This is a genomic window from Pseudomonas sp. UBA4617 (genome assembly GCF_002386445.1).
Lineage (GTDB): Bacteria > Pseudomonadota > Gammaproteobacteria > Pseudomonadales > Pseudomonadaceae > Aquipseudomonas.
In genome coordinates this window covers 87,647-110,495 of sequence record NZ_DGIR01000036.1, presented here as the reverse complement: position 1 = coordinate 110,495, position 22,849 = coordinate 87,647, and the positions used below count along the sequence as shown (strand labels likewise).

Below are 22,849 nucleotides of genomic sequence, written 5' to 3'. Positions count from 1 at the left end.
GGTGCTCCTAGAGTTTTTTTGGTTGGCACTACAACTTCTCAGCCCTGTGCTCCGAGCAAGGGCCGTGCCATCGGTTTTGTCTTGCGGGAAAACACACCACAGGAGCGTCTGCAGGCGACCGGCGTCCTTTTCTTTATTGAGCGTGCAACCGTCTGCCGCGCTGCGGGCGCCACCACACGTACAGACAAGGAGCAACCGTCGAGTGCCATCATTGCAACCCGGCAAGTGTTTACGTGCAACCGGCCTGTAACAGCGGACGTCACCGAACTGCACACTGCTGGTGCGCGACTGCTACAGGCGGCACCGTTTCAAGGCTGGCGAGCGCACCGAAACACACGCTGTTTTGGCTGTTCCGGCCTCTTCGCGGGCACGCCCGCTGGCACGTGAACAAGTTCAATAGCGCCGTTATGAGGTGCCTGTGGTAGCGACCGGGGCCCGCAAAGAGGCTGGCGCAGCCACAACAAGGCGCAAAAGGCTGGCACAATGTCCGCCATTCGCCGCTTCCGGAGCCCCCTTGATGAGCGAGAGCGCATTTGCCGAGCGCATCGTGCACAACCTGCTCGACACCGACTTCTACAAACTTACGATGATGCAGGGCGTGTTGCACAACTACCCGGACGCCGACGTCGAATGGGAATTCCGCTGCCGCAACGGCGAAGACCTTCGCCCCTATCTCGGCGAGATCCGCAACCAGCTGGAAAAGCTCAGCGACCTTACCCTGGACGACGGCCAGCTGGCCTTTCTCGAACGCATCAGCTTCCTCAAACCCGACTTCCTGCGCTTTCTGCGCCTGTTCCGCTTCAACCTGCGTTACGTGCGCCTGGGGATAGAAGACAACCAGCTGTTCCTGCGCCTGAAAGGCCCGTGGCTGCATGTGATCCTTTTCGAAGTGCCGCTGCTGGCGATGATCAGCGAAGTGCGCAACCGCCACCTGCACCCTCGCATGCGTCTGGCCGAAGCGCGCGACCAGCTATACCGCAAGTTCGACTGGCTGCGCGCACATGCCAGCGCCGATGAACTGGCCGAGCTGCAAGTGGCCGACTTCGGCACCCGCCGACGCTTTTCCAGCCGCGTGCAGGAAGAGGTGGTGCGCGTGCTGCGCGACGACTTCCCGGCCCGTTTCGTCGGCACCAGCAACGTCGACCTGGCATGGAAACTGGATATCAAGCCACTGGGCACCATGGCCCATGAATGGATCATGGCCCACCAGCAACTCGGCCCGCGCCTGATCGACAGCCAGATCGCCGCGCTGGACTGCTGGGTGCGCGAGTACCGTGGCCTGCTCGGCATCGCCCTGACCGACTGCATCACCATGGATGCCTTCCTCGGTGATTTCGACCTGTACTTCGCCAAGCTGTTCGACGGTTTGCGGCATGACTCCGGCGAACCAGTGGCCTGGGCAGAAAAGGCCATCGCTCATTACCAGAAACTGGGGATCGACCCGATGACCAAAACCCTGGTGTTCTCCGACGGTCTCAACCTGACCCGTTCTCTGGAAATCTTCCGCGCGCTGCGCGGTCGCATCAACGTGAGCTTTGGCATCGGCACCAACCTCACCTGTGACATCCCGGGCGTGGCGCCGATGAGCATCGTGCTTAAAATGACCGACTGCAATGGCGCGCCAGTGGCGAAGATTTCCGATGAAGCCGCCAAGACCCAATGCCGCGACGACAACTTCGTCGCCTATATGCGCCACGTATTCAAAGTCCCCAGCAAGGAGTAACCCATGCAAGCGGTTCAGCAAGAGATTGCCCAGGCGCTGAAGGTTCAGCCGCCGTTCGCCGACGCCGCCGCGCTCGACGCCGAAGTGGCCCGGCGCGTGGCGTTTATCAAGGATTGCCTGGCCAATGCCCGGCTCAAGACCCTGGTGCTGGGCATCAGCGGCGGCGTCGACTCGCTGGCCGCTGCCCTGCTCGCCCAACGCGCCATCAACGAGCTGCGTGCCGAGACCGGTGACAAGGCCTATACCTTCATCGCGGTGCGCCTGCCTTACCATGTCCAGCATGACGAGCATGACGCCCAGGCCTGCCTGGAAGTGATCAAGGCCGATGAAGTACACACCATCGATATCGCCCCGGCGGTAAAAGCCCTGGCTGGCGAAGTAGAGGAACTGAAGAACGGTTCGCCGACCTTGGTGGATTTCGTCGTCGGTAACGTCAAGGCGCGCACCCGCATGGTCGCCCAGTACACCTTGGCCGGTGCACGCGGGGGCCTGGTGATCGGTACCGACCACGCTGCCGAAGCGGTGATGGGCTTCTTTACCAAGTTCGGTGATGGGGCCTGCGACCTGGCGCCGCTGAGCGGGCTGGTGAAAAACCAGGTACGGGCGATTGCGCGCAGCTTTGGTGCGCCGGAATCACTGGTGGAGAAGGTGCCGACTGCGGACCTGGAAGACCTGGCCCCGGGCAAGCCGGACGAAGCCTCACATGGCGTGACCTACCAGCAGATCGATGCCTTCCTGCATGGGCAGCCGGTTGACCAGGAAGCGTTCGACATCATCGTCGCCACCTACCGCAAGACCCAGCACAAGCGCGAACTGCCGTTCGCCCCTTGATCAGGCTGTAGAAAGACCTGTGGGAGCGGGTTCACCCGCGAATACGATGGTAAAGCCACCGACGCATTCGCGGGTGAACCCGCTCCCACAGGGTTCACCGTCAGGCTTTGATTACTTGACGACGACCTTGCCCTTCATCATCGAGATGTGGCCCGGGAAGGTGCAGAAGAAGCTGTAGTCGCCACCGGCTTCCAGTTTGCTGGTGTCGAACTTCACTTCGGTTTCTTTTTCAGGCGCGCCGATCATCTTGGTGTGGGCGATGATCGCGGCGTTGTCTGCCTTGATGTAGTCCTTGTCCAGGCCTTGGCTCATGCCTTCGGTGGCAATCCCCTGCATGTCGGCAGTCTTGCTGATTACCAGGTTGTGACCCATGACGTTCTTCGCCAGGCTACCGGAGTGGGTGAGTTTGACAGTGAATTCCTTGCAGCTCTTGTCGACGGTGATTTCCTTGGTGTTGTAGGACATCTGGTCGGTCGAGTCGACAGTCACCGAGCACTCGGCTGCGAAGACAGAGGCGCTGGCGAGGGTCAGCAGGGATACCGCTACAGCTTTCGCAAACATCATGAATCTCCTTGGCAGGGTTTTATCAATTGCGAGACTGCCTGAAACCGTTGCGCCCCTTGCTGATGTGGGTCAAGGGGCTGTCAAGCGGCCGGCTAGTAGAATTGTTCAATCGATTGTATACAACCAATTCAAGAGCACATCATGCCCTTTTACTGGACGATGGGACAACCTCTCATTTAGGAGCAATACGAAATGACCCTTGGTAGCCTGATGAACAGCCTGCTTGCGGCCTACGCCCATGGCGCGACGGGTGCGATCTGCGAATTCTCCCGTCCGGAGTGAAACCTGCCCTGGATTGTAGGGCATGGGCTTACATCGGGCGATGCTGCTGGCGCAGCAGCCCGATGAGTTACTGGACGCAATGGCACGGATCGAGTCGCCGGCGCTGCCAACATGGGTGCAACACGAACCGGGCCTGGGCAATTGCATGAATAACTAACACACCAAGCCGGCTGACCATTGCTGAACTTGAAGCACCACCAGCTTCAGGTTTCAGCCATGAACACTATCACGCCTCCCTTCACTCCACCCTACGCCGCGTGGAACACCCCGAGACTCGACAATATCGCACGCCTGCGCGAGTACTGTACGACACTACAGTCGCCGGATGACTTCGGCAGGCAGCAATGGGCCGTAAACGCACTCAGGCAGATAGGCCAGCCCATACCCACCTCGGCAACGGCGCTGCAGGCGTTGCACGTGCACCTGATCAAGCTGCAGGAACTGCTGCTCGACCACCTCATCCGCCATAGTGCCGAGGCTCACCCACTGTTGAGCATCGACCAGAACCGACTGATTGTGGCCGAGATGGTCACAGCGTTCGAACCGGGCGAGGGCATTCTATTCGATACCATTCTTGAAGCCTGGGCCAAGGAAGCGAATATTCAAGACAGGTTCCACCAGCCGGCTACGTTGCTGGCCGATGCCGAACAAGCGCCGTGCATGCGCAATCTCGTGGCCCGTGTCCAGAAAACCTTGCAGTGGTTGGGTTCGGACGCCAGCGAACCCCAGTCCCCTATTCTTTGGCTGAAACTGTTGCGCCACTGCCTGGCCTTGGCCCTGGACCCGGACAACAACCTGCTGGGCTTCAATTTCACCGATGCCAGCCATGCAGGCATGACCATCGACGAGATTTTCAGCGCGCTAGACCAGCATCTGCTCAGCGCTGGTTCACTGACATATCGTGGCCACCTGCCGCTTGCGCGCTATCTGCTCATGCCCCGTTTCCCGGCAGCATTCCAGATCAGCGACCTGCCGGGCGAGATGGTTTATCGCAGCAGTGCATGGTGGGTTCATTTCCAGAGTGCCGTGAACCTCAGCGAACTGCTCAGTCCAGGCGACACACGACGCAGGTCCAGTACTGAAATCCTGTTGCTGCCCAACACGTTGAAAAAGCGTCATCCGGATGACTTTGTCACCCTGTACGAGAGTGCGACCGCGCAGCCAGTGCTGGAATGGGCAATGGCCAACGGCAAGATTTCCTTCTCACCGACAGAGACGTTCAGTGACGCTGATGTGAAGCAGGCGCATGTCGACTTCAATGCTTACCAGGCACAGTTGATCGGCAGCAATACCGCGCTTGCCACCCCCATGCCTGTGCGTTTCGAGATGGCCAAGGCCGAATTACTCAAGTATGGCGTCGACCCGGACACACCGTGCTATTCGATGGAGCCCATCAAAGGCGCCGGAGGCTTCGTCACTTGGGACAGAGACCGCTCACGTCCGGCCTGGGAGGTCTATACCTCCGGCGATTTCGCGACCTGGAACCCATTGAACAGCCGAAGCCTAGGATCACTGGGCCTGCCGGACATCAGCGCCAAGTTCGAGAAGGATTTCGACACATGGCTCGCCAGTTTTGAAACTGCGCTGAAGTGGCAGCTCACGGAGCTGCTCGCCCAGTTGCCCGCCTCAGAGCGCCATTTCATTGACCAGGCTGAGCTTGAACTGTTTCAGGTGAGGGTGGCGAGTGGGCGAACGGTCAGCTATGACGAGACAGCTGGCACCAGCCACCTGGTCGGTCGCGCCGGGTTGCTGCTACGTGTGGTCAAGGCAGGCAAGCGACGTTGCTACGAAGTGTTCCCACTGGCGGGGGAAGTTATTCGGCGTGGCGAGTTCGAATTCAGTGAAGGGGGCCAGATCCATTATCCCGCGCCGCTCCACGGCAACCCGTTAGGCTCTAACAGCCACCCTGGCTGGCACTCAGGCACTCGCCAGGCGCTGGACTGGGATGCCTATCAGGGCTTGGCACTGCCGCGAAGCGGGCAGAAATCCAGCGTCATCATCCAACGCATCGCTCACATCCCGGGCAGCCACTATTCCTTCCAGCACCTGCTCGAACGTTTCGCCTTCCTGGCCTGCGAAACTCACTTCCTGGCAAACACAGCCAGCCTTCGTCAGCAGGCCAAGGGTATGACCGACAGTGAGGCGCCAAATCGGCTATACACCTTGCTCAAGGCGTTCATCCCATTCTGGAAGCCCGTCGAGGACATCATCCAGGGAGTCAGGGAAGACCGGCCCGGGCTGATACGTCATGGCATCGGAACCAGCCTGATGGACCTGATCACGATTGGAACGCCTTTGAGACAAATTGGCTCCCTCAGCCGTGTCGCCCTGCAGCAACTGCACACCGTTGCCTTGCGTACCATCATGATCGGCTCCAACTCCGGCGTTCGTGCAGCTTATATCAGCGCGCGCCTGGCCGTGCCCGCCCTGACGCGCTCGTTCACTCGACTGTTGATCGTCGCCAGCCACAACATCGCAGGCGTGGTCATCCCGTTTTACGGACTGGTACACCTGTCGGCCAGCGCTGGGCCGAAAATCCTGCGCTTGACGGCAAGCGCACTTCGTCAACTACGTACTGCCGTAAAAACCGTCAGGAAAACATTGGACAGGGTAAAGAACTACAGTGCCGGCATGACGCGGGTAAAACCCACCCTTGCAGGCGATTACCCGGAAAAACAGCCTGGTTACCAATTACGCCGCGTAGAACAGCAAACCAGGGTTGTCACCCAATGGGTGCAATCAGGCCACGAGAGCGCCTCTGCCCGTTATCTGGTCGACCTTCACACCGCCAGACCCTACGGGCCAAGGCTCGTGGAAATCGATGATTTCGGCAGCCTGAGCCTGAGGCCGCCCGAAGTGCTGCCGATCAATGGCAGTGGCGCAACAGCGCAGATCGTCGATTCATTGCCAGATCTGTCCAAGCAGTGGGTACGCTGGGGGGACGATCTTTTTCTGAAGTCCAAAGACTTGTTATACAAACGGGTCGACATGCAACTACAGCGAGTCGACCGCGCCTCGCTACAAATTCAGAAACCGCTGGCGAACCTGTCCCACTGTCGCCGCCTGCGCGAGGGTCCTGGCAGGATTGTCTGCCTGATTGGCAGCGGAACGTTTCCCCGCGAGCATACTTCAGGCCGTGATGTTGTGCCGTGGTTCAACGACCGGACAGTACAGACGCAGAACCACAAGTACGTGTTCGACCGCATGCGATGGCGGCTTCGAAACTCGAGACAAATACCGAGAAACAGGGCGCTGAGCTATGACCAGTACAATCCCACCATCGAAGTAGAGGTACTCGGCGGCAACGAGGTGTTCAAGGCAATCAAGATCCGGGGCGGTATTTACACAGGTTTCAGCGAAAGCCACACGCTCTCTGCGGTGCTCGCCCCCCGCCGCTCGGATGGCGTCACATTCCTGGTGACACGTGTTGACCCCGGCGTTTACTACAGCGGGCGCTGGAGTCCGGGCGATGGCGTGGTGACGCTTGCGAAGTTCCGCCCGAACCGCCCCATCCCGGCATCCCCCGATGAGAACGACACTCTCGCCTTGATCTACGCCGGCAGTTACGACGCCCATGTGAAGATCCTTCCGCTGCGCGCGGAAGAACTGAACGCGCAGCTTGCGAAAGTCACCCAACACCTGGCTAATTATCGTGGCCTGCCTCAGTTCGATGTGTTCATGAGCAACCATTTCGACATGGGCACTACGGCGGCACAGGCTGCGCTGTTTTGCCACTTCACTCAACTGCGCCTGAACCAGGCTACGCGAGCTGCAGCACAGTCATGGAGCACGGTCAGCCAACGCACAGCCCACTCGGACCTGAGTGACATTGCCACCCAGCTCGATCGGATTCTCAGCCCGCGGCGACACTACGACATCGACCGGATAACCCAACCCGCAGTCGTCAGGGCCATTGCCAATCAACAGAACCTGGCTTACCTGAAAGTCACCTTCAATACCACGCCCACCACATCCGCAGTCTATTTCAGCGTGTCGGGACACGCAGGCAATGGGTTCGAAACAAAGCTTACGCGCTTCATCAAAGGGGCAGATTCGGCAAGCTTTGCCGGATGGCGGAGAGAGGGGAAGGTCGCAGTCAACCCGGACGGTACTCGCTATATCGATGCGCAACCGACCCGCAACGAACTGAGAAGGCGCAAGCCCTCGTTTGCGCTTCCTGATACATCGACACCGTGGAAGTTTGTCAAAAGCGACCCGAACCCCAGAATGCGTGATTCGGAAAACCACATTCTGGAAAAGCTCAAGGCTGATGGCATCGACTTCGAAACCATCAGCTCAGCAACCTTGTACTCGAAACTGCCAGTCTGTCCCTCGTGCACCGAAGTGCTGTTCAAGTTGCAGAGCCTGATGCGCAACGGCAGCCTACGGGTGTTCGAAGGCTTGCCGAATAGGCACTGAACCATTGATCAGCGTGGGATCACGGGCTGACGCGGCTTTTTGCCTTTGCCACCCTTGCCCGCTTCCTTGCGCTCTTTGGCCGCCTGCTGGTTGCGCGCAAACGCCTCGGCCTTGGCCTTTTCGCGCTTGTCCCACGGCTTGCTGCCATCACTGCCACGTGGCGGCAGGCCGGTGTGCTGGGTAAGGATCTTCTGCTCCTTGCCCACCTTGTGGCTACCCGCCGGGGTCGAGTTCTTGCGGCGCGCGCTCTGGTAGCTGTCGGTCTGCGGCTGGTGCAACGGGATCAGCTGGTGCTTGCCCGGCCCGATCAGGTCGGCGCGGCCCATGCGCTGCAGCGCTTCACGCAGCATCGGCCAGCCCTTCGGGTCGTGGTAGCGCAGGAACGCCTTGTGCAGGCGGCGCTGCTCCTCGCTCTTGACGATTTCCACGCCTTCGCTCTTGTAGGTCACCTTGCGCAGCGGGTTCTTGCCCGAGTGGTACATGGCCGTGGCCGAGGCCATCGGCGACGGGTAGAACGCCTGCACCTGGTCGGCGCGGAAGCCGTTGCCCTTCAGCCACAGGGCCAGGTTCATCATGTCTTCGTCGGTGGTGCCCGGGTGCGCGGCGATGAAGTAGGGGATCAGGTACTGCTCCTTGCCCGCCTCTTTCGAGAACTTCTCGAACATGCGCTTGAAGCGGTCGTAGGTACCGATGCCCGGCTTCATCATCTTGTCCAGCGGGCCACGCTCGGTGTGCTCCGGGGCGATCTTCAGGTAGCCACCGACATGGTGGGTGACCAGCTCCTTGACGTATTCCGGCGACTCCACGGCCAGGTCGTAACGCAGGCCCGAAGCAATCAGGATCTTCTTTACACCTGGCAGGGCACGCGCCTTGCGGTACAGCTCGATCAGCGAGCTGTGGTCGGTGTTGAGGTTCTCGCAGATGCCCGGGAACACGCACGACGGCTTGCGGCAGTGCTTCTCGATGTCAGGACTTTTGCAGGCGATGCGGTACATGTTGGCGGTCGGGCCGCCCAGGTCGGAAACCACGCCGGTGAAGCCCGGCACCTTGTCGCGCATCTCCTCGATCTCGTGCAGGATCGACTCGTGCGAACGGTTCTGGATGATGCGGCCTTCGTGCTCGGTGATCGAGCAGAAGGTGCAGCCACCGAAGCAGCCGCGCATGATGTTCACCGAGAAACGGATCATCTCGTAGGCCGGGATGCGCTCCTTGCCATAGGCCGGGTGCGGCACGCGAGCGTACGGCATGCCGAACACGTAGTCCATTTCCTCGGTGGTCATGGGAATGGGTGGCGGGTTGAACCACACATCCACTTCGCCATGCTTTTGCACCAGGGCGCGGGCGTTGCCGGGGTTGGTTTCCAGGTGCAGAACACGGTTGGCGTGGGCATACAGCACCGGGTCGTTACGCACCTTCTCGAACGACGGCAGGCGGATAACCGACTTGTCGCGGGTCATGCGCGGGCTGTCGAGAATCTGCACCACCTTGGCTTCGTTCGGGTCTTCCACCTCGCCCTTGGCCTGCTCGATGGCGCAGGCCTGGGTGTCCTGGGTGTTCACGTACGGGTTGATGATCTTGTCCACGCGGCCCGGGCGGTCGATGCGCGTGGAATCGATCTCGTACCAGCCTTCGGGAGTATCGCGGCGCACGAAGGCAGTACCGCGCACGTCGGTGATGCTTTCGATCTTCTCGCCGCTGGCCAGGCGCTGAGCCACTTCGACCACTGCGCGCTCGGCGTTGCCGAACAACAGGATGTCGGCGCTGGCGTCGATCAGGATCGAATGGCGCACCTTGTCCTGCCAGTAGTCGTAGTGGGCGATCCGGCGCAGCGAGGCTTCGATGCCACCCAGCACGATCGGCACGTGCTTGTAGGCTTCCTTGCAGCGCTGGCTGTAGACCAGGCTGGCGCGGTCCGGGCGCTTGCCGGCCAGGCCGCCGGGGGTGTAGGCGTCGTCGGAACGGATCTTCTTGTCCGCGGTGTAGCGGTTGATCATCGAGTCCATGTTGCCCGCAGCCACGCCGAAGAACAGGTTCGGCTCGCCGAGCTTCATGAAGTCGTCTTTCGACTGCCAGTTCGGCTGGGCGATGATGCCCACGCGGAAGCCCTGGGCCTCCAGCAGGCGGCCGATGATGGCCATGCCGAACGACGGGTGGTCGACGTAGGCATCGCCGGTCACGATGATGATGTCGCAGGAATCCCAGCCGAGCAGATCCATCTCCTCCCTGCTCATCGGCAGGAAAGGTGCTGGCCCGAAGCATTCGGCCCAGTACTTGGGATAGTCGTAGAGTGGTTTGGCTGCTTGCATGTCAGTGACCGGTTCTGGTGTGCAGGAAAATCGCGGGCGCGGAATATAGCACAAATTTTGACCAAATCCGACGATGGTTGTCGGATTCATGGATACCGATGAACAACGCCGCTCCTGCGCGCGCCGGTTATTCGTCGTCGTCGAAGTTGTACATGCCCGGGGCAAGGTTCTCGAAGCGGGTGTACTTGCCGATGAACGCCAGGCGCACGAAGCCGATGGGGCCGTTACGCTGCTTACCGATGATGATTTCCGCCACGCCCTTGTGCTCGGTCTCGGGGTGATACACCTCGTCGCGGTAGACGAACATGATCACGTCGGCGTCTTGCTCGATCGCACCGGATTCACGCAAGTCGGAGTTCACCGGGCGTTTGTTCGGCCGCTGTTCCAGGGAGCGGTTCAGCTGCGACAGGGCAATCACCGGGCAGTTGAACTCCTTGGCCAGGGCCTTGAGCGAGCGGGAAATCTCGGAGATTTCGTTGGTACGGTTGTCACCGGCCGAACCAGGGATCTGCATCAGCTGCAGGTAGTCGACCATGATCATGGCGATTTCGCCGTGTTCACGAGCCAGGCGCCGGGTGCGCGCGCGCATTTCCGAAGGGCTGATGCCGGCGGTGTCGTCGATGAACAGCTTGCGGTCGTTGAGCAGGTTCACGGCCGAGGTCAGGCGCGGCCAGTCGTCATCGTCCAGCTGGCCGGAACGCACTTTGGTCTGGTCGATACGGCCCAGCGAGGAGAGCATACGCATGATCAGCGATTCACCTGGCATCTCGAGCGAGAACACCAGCACCGCCTTGTCGGTACGCAGTACGGCGTTTTCCACCAGGTTCATGGCGAACGTGGTCTTGCCCATCGACGGACGGCCGGCAACGATGATCAGGTCGGCCGGCTGCAGGCCGCTGGTTTTCTCGTCGAGGTCGGTGAAGCCGGTGGAAACACCGGTGATGTCGCTGTCAGAGTTGAACAGCGTATCGATACGGTCGATGGCCATGGTCAACAGTTCGTTGACCCCTACCGGGCCGCCGGTTTTCGGCCGCGCCTCGGCGATCTGGAAGATCTGCCGCTCGGCATCGTCGAGAATCTCTTCGGCATTGCGCCCTTGCGGGTTGAATGCGTTGTCGGCGATATCGGTACTGATGCTGATCAGCTGACGCAGGGTGGCACGCTCGCGAATGATCGCGGCGTAGGCCTTGATGTTGGCCACCGACGGGGTGTTCTTCGCCAGTTCGGCCAGGTAGGCCAGGCCACCGACCTGCGAGGACAACCCTTCCTTGTCGAGCTGCTCATGCAGCGTGACCACGTCGAAGGGCTGGTTGGCGTCCGCCAGCTTGTGCACCGCACGGAAGATCAGGCGGTGGTCATGCCGGTAGAAATCTCCGTCCGATACCTGGTCCAGTACCCGCTCCCAGGCGTTGTTATCCAGCATCAGGCCACCGAGCACGGCCTGTTCGGCCTCGATGGAATGCGGCGGCACCTTCAGGGCTGCGGTTTGCAGGTCAAGCTGTTCGGGGGTGGTGATCTCGTTCATGGCCACGAAAGAATTCTTGAGGATGAAAAAGACAAAGGGCACGGCCTGTCGAAAACAGGACCGTGCCCGATGTTAACCGCCCGGCTCACGAGGAGCCAGCCAGTCAGCGCAGCTTAGGCAGCTACGACGACCACACGTACGGTGGCTTCAACGTCGCTGTGCAGGTGCACGGCTACGTCGTATTCGCCAACCTGACGGATGGTGCCGTTCGGCAGACGAACTTCAGCCTTGGCCACTTCAACGCCGGAGGCGGTCAGTGCGTCAGCGATGTCGTGGGTGCCGATCGAACCGAACAGCTTGCCTTCGTCGCCAGCGGTGGCAGTGATGGTCACTTCCAGCTCGGCCAGTTGGGCAGCGCGGCTTTCAGCCGAAGCTTTCTTGTCAGCGGCTGCTTTTTCCAGCTCGGCACGACGCTCTTCGAACGCAGCCAGGTTGGCGGCGTTGGCAACGGTGGCCTTGCCGAATGGCAGCAGGAAGTTACGGCCGTAACCAGCCTTAACCTTTACTTTGTCGCCCAGGTTGCCCAGGTTAGCGACTTTTTCCAGCAGGATCAGTTCCATTTGGTAAAACCTCTTAACTTTTAACCTTCACCGTTCGCGGAGTCATTCCCCTTGGGGGACTTGCGACCGCGAAAATCAATCAGGCTGTCGACAATGGCCAAGACCACCAGCAACGGATACATCAGCTGCATGATCAGCGGCAACGTCACGTACATCCCCACCAGCCAGAAACCGGCCAGTCGGCCCTGCGCCACCAGCCCATGCATCAAGGCGATGCCGGCCAGCACCAGTACCAGGCTCGAGGCCGATGCCAGGACGATGAACTGCGGCCCGATGAACGGGGCCACCACCATCACTGCCACCAAGACCGCCATGGTCTGTTTCGGCAACTTCAGGGCGCGAAACTCGCGTCCGAAGCCTCCAGGGTTGTACAACGCTGCCTGCCAGTAGCGCGCCAGCACCAGGGCCAACACGCTGAACAATTGCACCGTCACTGCTGTGGAAGCGACCAGCACAGGGCGGATCAGCTCACCGGAAAGCACCGGTTGCCCTTCGATTTTCGGCATGGCTTCGGCAAACGCCTTGGCCAACCCGTCGAAGGTTTGCGCCAGCGCCAGATCGAGCACGAGGCTGAAAGCCACGGCGAACACGGCACTGACCACCAACACCCGGCTCCAGGGATGCTCGGCGCGCAGCAGCGCAGCCAGGCCCAGGGCACCCGCGATCACCAGGAAGGTGATCGGATCGCCCATGACCCACACGGCCAGCCCGGCCAGCAGGCCGCCGGCGATGACCGTAGTAGCATCCTTGAACCCACGCCGCAGCAGCACCAGGCTGCCGGCAGCGGCACTCAACCAGAACAGCAGCGGCAATACCGCACTGATGACCACCACCAGGGTGGCCTGCACACGACCGCGCATGATGAAACTTGCTAACGCTCGCATGCTAATCCCTTACTGCTTGTCGACGACCCGGTCTCAGCGGCCGTGGCTGTCGGTGTAGGGCAGCAGGGCCAGGAAGCGGGCGCGCTTGATAGCGGTAGCCAGCTGACGCTGATAACGAGCTTTGGTACCGGTGATACGGCTTGGAACGATCTTGCCGGTTTCGGATACGTAAGCTTTCAGGGTGTTGAGATCTTTGAAGTCGATCTCTTTCACGTCTTCAGCAGTGAAGCGGCAGAATTTACGACGACGGAAGAAACGTGCCATTTAATAGGCTCCTCTAAAGGTCCGTGGATTACTCGTCAGCGTTATCGCTGGAGTCGCTGTCATTGCTGTCGTCGCCGTCGGCGGATTCAGCATGCTCAGGACGCTCACGACGCTCACGGCGCTCGCTGCGGTTTTCTTCAGCCTTCAGCATCTCGGACTGGCCGGTAACGGCTTCGTCGCGACGGATGACCAGGTTACGGATAACGGCATCGTTGTAGCGGAAGTTGTCTTCCAGCTCGGCCAGGGCCTTGCCGGTGCACTCAACGTTCAGCATCACGTAGTGAGCCTTGTGAACATTGTTGATTGCGTAGGCCAGCTGACGACGGCCCCAGTCTTCCAGGCGGTGGATCTTGCCACCATCTTCTTCGATCAGCTTGGTGTAACGCTCAACCATGCCGCCGACTTGCTCGCTCTGGTCCGGGTGAACCAGGAAGATGATTTCGTAATGACGCATGAATGCTCCTTACGGGTTAGTAGTCTGCCAGTGGATCTGGTCAGACAAGGAGTGAATGACACTGGTGTGTCTTGCCAGGGAGTAGAGGCACATGCGCACCTGCCAGCTCGGCAAGGGGCGCAATTGTAGAGAAGGCGGAACACACAAGCAAGGAAATTGGCGATTATTTGAACAGCCGGAAACACTTTGCCCCCGCACGGGCTTCTTCGCGAGTTTACCTGCGAAGAAGCCGGCGCCGGCCAAGGATCAGCGTTTGGCCTGACGCTGGCGCACGGCCTCGAACAGGCAGACCCCGGTCGCCACCGAGACGTTCAGGCTGCTGACGCTACCGGCCATGGGCAGCTTCACCAGGAAATCGCAATGTTCACGGGTCAGCCGGCGCATACCCTTGCCTTCCGCCCCCATGATCATCACCAGGGGCCCGGTCAGGTCCTGCTGGTAGATCTCCTGCTCGGCTTCACCAGCAGTACCGACCACCCACAGGCCACGCTGCTGCAACTTCTCCAGGGTGCGCGCCAGGTTGGTCACGGCCACCAGCGGGATCACTTCCGCCGCACCGCAAGCCACCTTGCGCACCACCGGGGTCAGGGTTGCAGACTTGTCCTTGGGCACGATCACCGCCGTGGCACCGGCCGCATCGGCGGTACGCAGGCAGGCACCCAGGTTATGCGGGTCGGTGACGCCGTCCAGCACCAGGATCAGCGGCGGCGTTTCGCTGCGCTCGAGCAGCTCCTCGAGCATCAACTCGCCCCACACCTGGCTCGGGCTCACCTCGGCAACCACGCCCTGGTGCACACCTTCGACCCAGGCATCCAGCTCACGACGCTCGGCCTGGCCAACCGCCACGCGGTTTTCTGCGGCCAGCGCCAGCAACGCCTGGATGCGCGGCTCGCTGCGCCCCTCCGACAGCCAGATCTGCTTGACCCGCTTCGGATGGTGTTGCAGCAACGCCTGCACGGCGTGCACGCCGTAGATCTTTTCCAACTGACTCATGACTTGTTCTTGCTCTTGCGTGGTGCGCCGGACTTCGGCGGGCCTTTTCGGTGCTTGGTCGGCTTGCCAGAGGACTTGCCACCCTTGTCCGACTTGCTGCCGGCATGGCCGCTGCTACGCGCCTCGCTCATCAGCGCCTTCTTCATTTCCCGGCTCTTGCGCACTTCGGCGTTACGCTGCACGGCGTCTTTCGGGAAGTATGCCTCGGCAGTCTCGCTCTTGCGGCTGCGTGGCTTGGGCGTGGCCTTGGCCTCGACCGGTGCCGGCTCGCCCTGGCCGGCAGCCGGCGCGGCGCCACGCTGCTTGCGGCCGATCGGCGCGGCAAGGGTGTTTTCCGACACTTCGAAGTCGATCTTGCGCTCATCGAGGTCGACGCGCATCACCTTGACTTCGATCGTGTCACCCAGGCGGAAGCTGCGTCCTGTGCGTTCGCCGGACAGGCGGTGGTGCACCGGATCGAAGTGGTAGTAGTCACCCGGCAGCGCACTCACGTGCACCAGGCCTTCTACATAGATGTCGGTCAGCTCGACGAACAGGCCGAACCCGGTCACTGCGGTGATCACGCCCGGGAAGGTCTCGCCCACGCGGTCTTTCATGAACTCGCACTTGAGCCAGTTGACCACGTCACGGGTGGCTTCGTCGGCCCGGCGTTCGGTCATCGAGCACTGCTCGCCGAGTTGCTCGAGCGTATTCTCGTCGTACGGGTAGATACGTGCCTTGGGAATGCTCATGGCACCGGCACGCTTGACGTGCGGTGTATCGACCCGGGAGCGGATGATGCTGCGGATGGCGCGGTGCACCAGCAGGTCCGGATAACGGCGAATGGGCGAGGTAAAGTGGGTGTACGCCTCGTAGTTCAGCCCGAAGTGGCCGTTGTTTTCGGTGCTGTATACCGCCTGGCTCAGCGAGCGCAGCATCACGGTCTGGATCAGGTGGTAGTCCGGACGCCCGGCGATGCTTGCCAGCAGGGCCTGGTAATCCTTCGGCGACGGGTCCTTGCCCTTGTGCAAGGTCAGGCCCAGCTCGCCGAGGAAGGCGCGCAGCTTTTCCAGCCGCTCCGGCGGCGGGCCGTCGTGCACGCGGTACAACGCAGGCACGCCATGCTTCTGCAGGAATTCGGCGGTGGCCACGTTCGCCGCCAGCATGCACTCCTCGATCAGCTTGTGGGCGTCGTTGCGCACGGTCGGGCGGATTTCCGCGATCTTGCGCTCGTCGCCGAAGATGATGCGGGTTTCCTGGGTTTCGAAGTCGATCGCACCACGGGTGTGGCGTGCGGCCACCAGTACCTTGTACAGGTTGTACAGGTTCTTCAGGTCCGGCACCACTGCCTTGTACTCCTCGCGCAACGCCTTGCCCTCACGGGTGCGGGAGTGCTCGAGCATGCTGCTGACCTTGTTGTAGGTCAGGCGGGCGTGGGAGTGGATGACACCTTCGTAGAACTGGTAGTCGACCATCTGGCCGGCCTTGTTCATGGTCATTTCACAGACCATGGCCAGACGATCGACATGCGGGTTCAGCGAGCACAGGCCATTGGACAGCTCCTCGGGGAGCATCGGCACCACGCGCTCGGGGAAGTATACCGAGTTACCGCGCTGCTGCGCCTCGACGTCCAGGGCCGAACCCAGGCGCACATAGCTGGACACATCGGCGATCGCCACATACAGGCGCCAGCCGCCGGAGAACAGCCGCAGCTTGCCCAGCGGCTCGCAATACACGGCGTCGTCGAAGTCGCGGGCATCCTCGCCGTCAATGGTGACGAACGGCAGGTGGCGCAGGTCGACCCGCTTCTCCTTGTCCTTCTCTTCGACTTCGGAGCGGAACTTGCGCGCTTCCTTGATCACTTCCTTGGGCCAGACGTGCGGGATGTCGTAGCTGCGCAGGGCCACGTCGATTTCCATGCCCGGCGCCATGTAGTTGCCGATGACTTCGACAACGTCGCCTTGCGGCTGGAAGCGCGGGGTTGGCCAGTGGGTGATCCTGATTTCGACGAACTGGCCGATCTTCGCCCCACCATTGCGCCCGGCGGTCACCAGCACTTCCTGCTGGATCTTGGGGTTGTCCGGGGTCACGTAGCCAATGCCGCCTTCTTCGAAGTAACGGCCGACCACGCTTTCGTGGGCACGGGAAATGATCTCGACCAGCACGCCTTCGCGCCGGCCACGGCGGTCGACACCAGACACGCGGGCCAGGCCGCGGTCACCGTCGAACACCAGGCGCATCTGCGCCGGGCTGAGGAACAGGTCTTCGCTGCCGTCATCCGGGATCAGGAAGCCGAAGCCGTCACGGTGGCCAGAGACGCGGCCGCAGATCAGGTCCAGCTTGTCTACCGGGGCATAAGTGCCGCGCCGGGTATAGATAAGCTGGCCGTCACGCTCCATGGCACGCAGGCGGCGGCGCAGGGCTTCGATCTGGTCTTCGTCATGAAGACCGAACTCGGCCGCCAGCTCCTCGCGCGCGGCCGGTTCGCCGCGGTCGGCGAGGCGCTGCAGGATCAGCTCACGGCTGGGAATGGGGTTGTCGTATTTTTCCGCTTCGCGAGCGGCCTCGGGATCGAGGGATTGCCAATCGGCCATCAGAAGGGGTTCACCTTGGGGTATATAGATAGGAATTCTGGCATAGGCGTATTGAAACCGGAAATGTCAGGCTTGGACAGCCCCACCGGCACCTCGTGCGGACAGGAATAGTCCTGCGGAATCAACAAGTTGAATTTTTTGAAATTTTTTTTGCTCAGGGGGTTTACAGCCCCCCGGACCGTCCGTATAGTGCGCACCACAACGACGGACAACCCCGAAGTTGTAGTAGAGATGAACGACGCTGTAAAGCATCTTTTAATCTCGAATGTGTGCCCAGGTGGCGGAATTGGTAGACGCGCTGGTTTCAGGTATCAGTGGCTTAACGGCCGTGGAAGTTCGAGTCTTCTCCTGGGCACCAAATATTTTCAAGTAACAGATGACCAAGGATCTGTTACTACTGTGTGAAAGCGAACGATAGTCGCCTTCTGCAGATGATGTAAAGCTTTGCCCAGGTGGCGGAATTGGTAGACGCGCTGGTTTCAGGTATCAGTGACTTAACGGTCGTGGAAGTTCGAGTCTTCTCCTGGGCACCATACAAAAACCCACTAGCTTGCTAGTGGGTTTTTTCTTGCCTGCGATTTTTGGTATCGCCCTTCTCGCTCGCCGAATTAGCTCCGGCGTTCTATCTCACCCTGCAAAGCCCGCCTATCAGCGAAGATCTACCGGCCCCGCCCAAAGTCTGCCCATGAATTTATCCTCATCCGGCCACTTGAGAAACGATTTCGTTTACCATTGTTTCCAAATATGTAGCCGTAAGCGAGGAAGTACCCGCATGACGATCCGCCCGCAACCGCTGATGCGTACCTTGGCCGCCGCCGTGCTGAGCCTGGTCATCGGCGCTCCGGCCGCCATGGCAGATGCACCGGTCACCCTGACCATGTACAACGGCCAGCACAAGGAAATCGGCGAAGCCATCGCCAAGGCCTACGAGGCCAAGACCGGTATCCACATCAATATCCGCAAGGGCAGCAGCAACCAGCTGGCCAGCCAGATCATCGAGGAAGGCGAACGCTCGCCGGCCGATATCATCTACACCGAAGAGTCTCCGCCCCTGAACAATCTGGGCGAGCTGGGCCTGCTGGCCAGGATCGACGATGCCACGCTGAACATGCTTCCCAAGGAGTACGTAGGCGCCAACGGCACCTGGATGGGCGTCACGGCACGCACCCGCGTCGTCGTGTACAACCCGAAGAAGATCGACGAGAAAGACCTGCCAACCACTGTCATGGATTTTGCCGGCCCTGAATGGGACGGCCGCGTCGGCTATGTGCCTACCAGCGGCGCGTTCCAGGAGCAGGCTGTGGCCATCCTGAAGCTGCACGGGCGTGAAGCCACCGAAGAATGGTTGACGGGCCTGAAAGCCTTCGGCAAGACCTACACCAACAACATGGTCGCCCTGAAGGCCGTGGAAAAAGGCGAAGTCGCTGCGGTGCTGGTGAACAACTATTACTGGTACGCCCTGGAACGCGAGCGCGGCAAGCTCGATTCCAGGTTGTACTACCTGGCCGATGGCGATGCCGGCAACCTGGTAACCATCTCCGATGCAGCAGCGGTCAAGGCCAGCAAGCACCCGAAGGAAGCCCAGGCCCTGCTCAACTGGATGGCTAGCGAAGAAGGCCAGCGCGTGATCACCCAGACCACCGCCGAGTACCCGCTGCACAAGGGCATGGTTTCCGACCGCGGCCTGAAACCGTTCGAAGAGCTGCGCCCGCCGAAGATTTCGCCTGCGGACCTGGGCAATGCCGAGGAAGCCATCGAGCTTGAACGCGAGGTCGGTCTGCTCTGATGACTGCCGCCCTGTCCGAGCCGGTGCCGGTACGCTTCGTACCGCGCCGCAAGCGCCCCTCCATCTGGGTGGTGCTGCCTGTGCTGTTCCTGGTGGCGATGAGCTTGCTGCCGCTGCTGTATGTCGCCATCAAAGCCTGGGAAGCCGGCTGGCGCGAGGCGTTGCACCTGCTGTGGCGGCCGTTTGTCTGGGGGTTGATGCGCAACACCCTGATGCTGATGGTCGGGGTAACGCTGGCCTGCCTGGTGGCCGGCCTGGCCCTGGCCTGGCTGCTGGAGCGCAGCAACCTGACCGGCCGCCGGCTGTGGGGTGTGGTGCTGTGCCTGCCTTTTGCCGTGCCGTCGTTCGTCAGCAGCTTCACCTGGGTGTCGTTGAGCTCGGATTTCGAAGGCCTGGGCGGGGCGATCCTGGTCATGGCCCTGTCCAAGTATCCTTTGGTATTCCTGCCGGTGGCCGCAACCCTGCGCAACCTTGACACCTCGCTGGAGGAGTCGGCGCGTACCTTGGGTTGCAGCCGCTGGGGCGTGTTCGTCAAGGTCACCCTGCCGCTGCTTTGGCCGTCGATGCTCGGCGGCGCACTGCTGATTGCCTTGCACATGCTGGTGGAGTTCGGCGCGTTGTCGATCCTCGGCCTGCAGACCTTCACTACGGCGATCTACCAGCAGTTCGAACTGGAGTTCAGCAATGCCAATGCGGCCATGCTGTCGGCAGTACTGCTGGCGCTGTGCCTGGTGATGCTGTGGCTGGAATTGCGCGTTCGCGGCAAGGCCCGCCACGTGCGCATCGGCCAGGGCGTGGCACGCCGCGCACAGCTGGTGCGGCTACGCGGCTGGGGCGTACTGGCGCAGCTGTTCTGTGTCGCCCTGGCGGTACTTGGCAGCGGCATTCCGCTGGCCATGCTCGGCTACTGGCTGAGCGTGGGCTCATCGGCGGCATTTCCGGTGGCAGCCATCTCCAAGGCGCTGGTCACCTCGCTGTCGGTTTCGCTTGGCGGCGCGGGCTTCTGCGTGCTGCTGGCGCTGCCGATCAGCTTCCTGGTGGTGCGCTACAAAGGGCGCCTGGCGATCTGGGCCGAACGCCTGCCGTACCTGCTGCACGCCCTGCCCGGCCTGGTGATCGCCCTGACCCTGGTGTTCTTCGCCCTGCACTACGTACCGGCGCTTTACCAGACCACGGCCTTGTTGTTGCTCGCCTACGCGCTGCTGTTCCTTCCACTGGCCCAGTCGCCTGTGCGTACTGCGTTGAACAAGGCTTCGCCGACGCTGGAGGAAGCCGCACGCACCTTGGGCGCGAACAGCTTTGCCGCGTTCTGCCGGGTGACCTTGCCGATCATCTTCCCGGCCATGGCAGCGGCCTTTGCGCTGGTGTTTCTGGATGCCATGAAAGAATTGACCGCGACATTGCTGCTCAGCCCTACCGGCATGACCACCTTGGCCACCGAGGTTTGGGCCCATACCGCCAACGTCGAGTTCGCGGCAGCAGCGCCTTATGCGGCACTGCTGATCGTGGTGTCAGGGTTGCCGGTCTACCTGCTGACTACGCGGATGTATCTGAACAAGGCGTAACCTGCTTCGCGGGCTTGCCCGCGAAGAGGCCGTCAGGCGATGTTACATGGCATGCGCCGCACGACAGGCCCGTGAGCCTTGCCGGCCGGCAGGATGTAGAGGCGGCCGCGTCAGGCTCTGAACTGACCCAGGCTTGCCCGCAGTTGTGCCGCCAGGTCATCCAGCACCTTGCTGCTGGCCGTGGTCTGCATCACTACTTCGGCCGAACGCTCGGCCTGTGCATGGATGTTCTCCACTCGTCCCCGTACCGCCTGCGCACCATGGGCCTGCTGTTCGGCTGCCCGGGTCGCCAGGCCGATGGCCGCATGCACCTGCTCGACCGCCGCCTGCACCGACTGCTGGCGACGTTCGTTGTCACGCAGCACCAGCAGCCCCTCACTGGCCTTGAGCCCGGCCTGGCTGATTGTTGCCACTGCCTCCTTGGCACCTTTCTGCAAAGCGGCGATATGCGCCTGGATGTCACCGGTGGAGCTTTGCGTCTTGCTCGCCAGCGCCCGCACTTCGTCAGCCACAACAGCGAACCCGCGCCCGGTCTCACCCGCCCGGGCCGCCTCGATGGCTGCGTTGAGAGCCAACAGGTTGGTCTGTTCGGCAATACCGTGGATGACCGTCAGCACCACTTCAATCTGTTCACTCTGCTTGGCCAGGCGCTCGATTACCTGTGAGCCGGTTTCCACCTGCCCGGCCAGATTCTCGATCAAACCGGCCAGCTGGGTCGAAGTGCGGCTGTTTTCATCGGTAGCCTGACGAATATCCACAACCTGCTGCAGGGCCGCCTGCATCGCCTGGCTTTCGGCCTGGGCCTCATCAGCCATGCTTGACAGGTCGCGCAGGCTGGCCGCCACTTCATCGCGCTGCAGCGCGGCCGCGGCGTCGGCGCCGGCATTGCGCTGGGCCATCGCGCCAATTTCCACGCCGGTGCGCTGCGCCACCTCGCCCGCCTCGCGGACGATGGGCTGCAGTTTGTCGACGAAGCGGTTCACCGCTGAGGCCATGTCGCCGATCTCGTCGTGACTGTCGAGCGGCACGCGCTTGGTCAGGTCGCCTTCGCCGGCCGCCAGGTCGTCGAGGGCGGCAATCAGCAGGCGCAACTTGCTCAGCACCCGGCGACCAAGCACCACGGCCACCACCAGCAGAACGCCCAGCCCGACCAGTACCAGGCCCAGGCCGATACGCCAGCGCAGCTCGGCAGCGGCATCGCGCACGGTCTGGGCGGTGTTGGCCTGCATGGCAGCAGCACTGCCCTGCGCCTTCTGCAGACGCTCGCGCAGGGTCTTGCCACTCTCCGCAGCAGCACCGCCCAGGCTATCGCCGACCAGTTGCTCGCCACTGGCGATCAGGGCGGTGAAGCGCTGGTCGAGGGCCCTGAGCTCCTGATCGATGCCGGCCGTGGAAACGCCCATGATCACCTTGCCGATTTCCGCGCCATTGGGGCTGATCGAGGCTTCGACGAAGTACACCGCCGGGTCGCGTCGGGCGGCATCGATCACCTTGTCCAGCGCGCGCTCGCCCTGGCCTTTGTCCATCAACGCCTGGTTGATCGGGTTTTGCCGGTTCAGGTAGCGGGTCAGGTGCTGGCCTTGGGCATCGTCATATACCACGAACAACACGTTGGGATTGCGCTGGGCGCGCCGGGCAAAGTCCGAGAGCACCGGTACATCGTTGTCCCAGATCGCACGCGGGGCCACCGACGCCAACAGCTGGGCCATGTCGTTGGCGGAGTCCTTGAGGTTCTTTTCCAGGGTACCGCGCAGTTGCTGCTGTTCGCTTTGCAGGCGTGCCGACAACCCTGCGCTCAGGCGCTGGCGAGTGCTGCTGGACAGGCTGTCGAGCCCCGAGCGGACATCTTGCCCGGCTTGCTCCAGATCGCTGGCAAGTTCGCGGCTGTCGTTACCCAGGCGTTCGCCCAGTTCGGCTTCCAGTGACGTGACCGTGCTGCGGGTAAGCGCAACGGCTACCAGCACTTGCACCAAAAGGGCGATACCAAGGGCAACAAACACAGGCCGCAAAAGGCGGCTTCGTAACAGTGAGAGGATGGCAGACACGGTGAAACCCTCGTGTATTCTGGCGCCACTACTTTGATGGCATCTACAGAAACTTCTTACAGCAAGGGTTGTGCC

The 22,849-nt window shown here is 61.5% G+C and carries 15 protein-coding genes, 2 tRNA genes and 1 pseudogene; 7 read left to right on the top strand and 11 right to left on the bottom strand.

Features of this window, described 5'->3' with window-relative positions:
* Nucleotides 1–517: 517 nt before the first annotated feature.
* Complete coding sequence (gene pncB / locus B4L76_RS16400; protein WP_296233927.1) at nucleotides 518–1,723, top strand: nicotinate phosphoribosyltransferase; 1,206 nt, start codon at nucleotides 518–520, stop codon at nucleotides 1,721–1,723.
* A gap of 3 nt (nucleotides 1,724–1,726) precedes the next feature.
* Nucleotides 1,727–2,554: an ammonia-dependent NAD(+) synthetase gene (nadE, locus tag B4L76_RS16395; protein WP_296233925.1), complete on the top strand. Its 828-nt coding sequence runs from the start codon at nucleotides 1,727–1,729 to the stop codon at nucleotides 2,552–2,554.
* Nucleotides 2,555–2,665: 111 nt separating this feature from the next.
* Here the strand turns inward: nadE and azu are convergent, their stop codons facing one another.
* Complete coding sequence (azu, locus tag B4L76_RS16390) at nucleotides 2,666–3,115, bottom strand: azurin (RefSeq protein WP_289133704.1); 450 nt, start codon at nucleotides 3,113–3,115, stop codon at nucleotides 2,666–2,668.
* 501 nt (nucleotides 3,116–3,616) lie between these two features.
* Between azu and B4L76_RS16385 the strand changes: the two genes are divergently transcribed.
* On the top strand, nucleotides 3,617–7,819 hold the full coding sequence (locus B4L76_RS16385; RefSeq protein ID WP_296233922.1) for a hypothetical protein: 4,203 nt from the start codon (nucleotides 3,617–3,619) through the stop codon (nucleotides 7,817–7,819).
* Between the two features lie 8 nt (nucleotides 7,820–7,827).
* On the opposite strand, the gene B4L76_RS16380 is transcribed toward B4L76_RS16385, so the two are convergent.
* The 8 genes from B4L76_RS16380 to rnr all read right to left on the bottom strand — a co-directional run bounded on the left by B4L76_RS16380 (nucleotide 7,828) and on the right by rnr (nucleotide 17,378).
* Nucleotides 7,828–10,125, bottom strand: a complete 2,298-nt coding sequence (locus tag B4L76_RS16380; RefSeq protein WP_170032998.1) for a YgiQ family radical SAM protein — start codon at nucleotides 10,123–10,125, stop codon at nucleotides 7,828–7,830.
* Between the two features lie 127 nt (nucleotides 10,126–10,252).
* A complete protein-coding gene (dnaB, locus tag B4L76_RS16375; RefSeq protein WP_170033000.1) occupies nucleotides 10,253–11,650 on the bottom strand; it encodes a replicative DNA helicase in 1,398 nt (465 codons plus the stop codon).
* Nucleotides 11,651–11,763: 113 nt separating this feature from the next.
* Entirely contained in the window at nucleotides 11,764–12,210 is a 447-nt protein-coding gene (gene rplI / locus B4L76_RS16370) for a 50S ribosomal protein L9 (RefSeq protein WP_003249568.1), read from the bottom strand.
* Nucleotides 12,211–12,230: 20 nt separating this feature from the next.
* Nucleotides 12,231–13,094: a hypothetical protein gene (locus tag B4L76_RS16365; protein WP_296233920.1), complete on the bottom strand. Its 864-nt coding sequence runs from the start codon at nucleotides 13,092–13,094 to the stop codon at nucleotides 12,231–12,233.
* A gap of 33 nt (nucleotides 13,095–13,127) precedes the next feature.
* Nucleotides 13,128–13,358 carry a 30S ribosomal protein S18 gene (gene rpsR, locus B4L76_RS16360; protein WP_003249563.1) on the bottom strand — a complete coding sequence of 77 codons (231 nt, stop codon included), beginning with the start codon at nucleotides 13,356–13,358 and terminating at the stop codon, nucleotides 13,128–13,130.
* 28 nt (nucleotides 13,359–13,386) lie between these two features.
* On the bottom strand, nucleotides 13,387–13,812 hold the full coding sequence (gene rpsF / locus B4L76_RS16355; RefSeq protein WP_013974420.1) for a 30S ribosomal protein S6: 426 nt from the start codon (nucleotides 13,810–13,812) through the stop codon (nucleotides 13,387–13,389).
* Nucleotides 13,813–14,058: 246 nt separating this feature from the next.
* Nucleotides 14,059–14,805, bottom strand: coding sequence for a 23S rRNA (guanosine(2251)-2'-O)-methyltransferase RlmB (rlmB, locus tag B4L76_RS16350; RefSeq protein WP_170033004.1), 747 nt, complete (start codon nucleotides 14,803–14,805; stop codon nucleotides 14,059–14,061).
* On the bottom strand, nucleotides 14,802–17,378 hold the full coding sequence (gene rnr / locus B4L76_RS16345; RefSeq protein ID WP_296233913.1) for a ribonuclease R: 2,577 nt from the start codon (nucleotides 17,376–17,378) through the stop codon (nucleotides 14,802–14,804). The genes rlmB and rnr overlap by 4 nt, the downstream gene beginning before the upstream one ends.
* 271 nt (nucleotides 17,379–17,649) lie before the next feature.
* Here rnr and B4L76_RS16340 point away from each other — a divergent pair.
* From B4L76_RS16340 to B4L76_RS16325, 4 genes are all read left to right on the top strand, one after another.
* Nucleotides 17,650–17,736: transfer RNA gene (locus B4L76_RS16340), tRNA-Leu, on the top strand.
* Nucleotides 17,737–17,824: 88 nt separating this feature from the next.
* Nucleotides 17,825–17,911: transfer RNA gene (locus tag B4L76_RS16335), tRNA-Leu, on the top strand.
* 239 nt (nucleotides 17,912–18,150) lie between these two features.
* Nucleotides 18,151–19,164, top strand: coding sequence for an extracellular solute-binding protein (locus B4L76_RS16330; RefSeq protein ID WP_296233912.1), 1,014 nt, complete (start codon nucleotides 18,151–18,153; stop codon nucleotides 19,162–19,164).
* Nucleotides 19,164–20,729, top strand: coding sequence for an ABC transporter permease (locus tag B4L76_RS16325; RefSeq protein ID WP_296233909.1), 1,566 nt, complete (start codon nucleotides 19,164–19,166; stop codon nucleotides 20,727–20,729). Before B4L76_RS16330 ends, B4L76_RS16325 begins: the two co-directional genes overlap by 1 nt.
* Before the next feature lie 110 nt (nucleotides 20,730–20,839).
* On the opposite strand, the gene B4L76_RS24385 is transcribed toward B4L76_RS16325, so the two are convergent.
* Both B4L76_RS24385 and B4L76_RS24380 read right to left on the bottom strand, forming a co-directional pair.
* A complete protein-coding gene (locus B4L76_RS24385; RefSeq protein WP_414707208.1) occupies nucleotides 20,840–21,544 on the bottom strand; it encodes a methyl-accepting chemotaxis protein in 705 nt (234 codons plus the stop codon).
* 201 nt (nucleotides 21,545–21,745) lie between these two features.
* Nucleotides 21,746–21,958 (bottom strand): annotated as a pseudogene (locus tag B4L76_RS24380) (methyl-accepting chemotaxis protein); the annotation flags it as partial.
* Nucleotides 21,959–22,849: the final 891 nt, after the last annotated feature.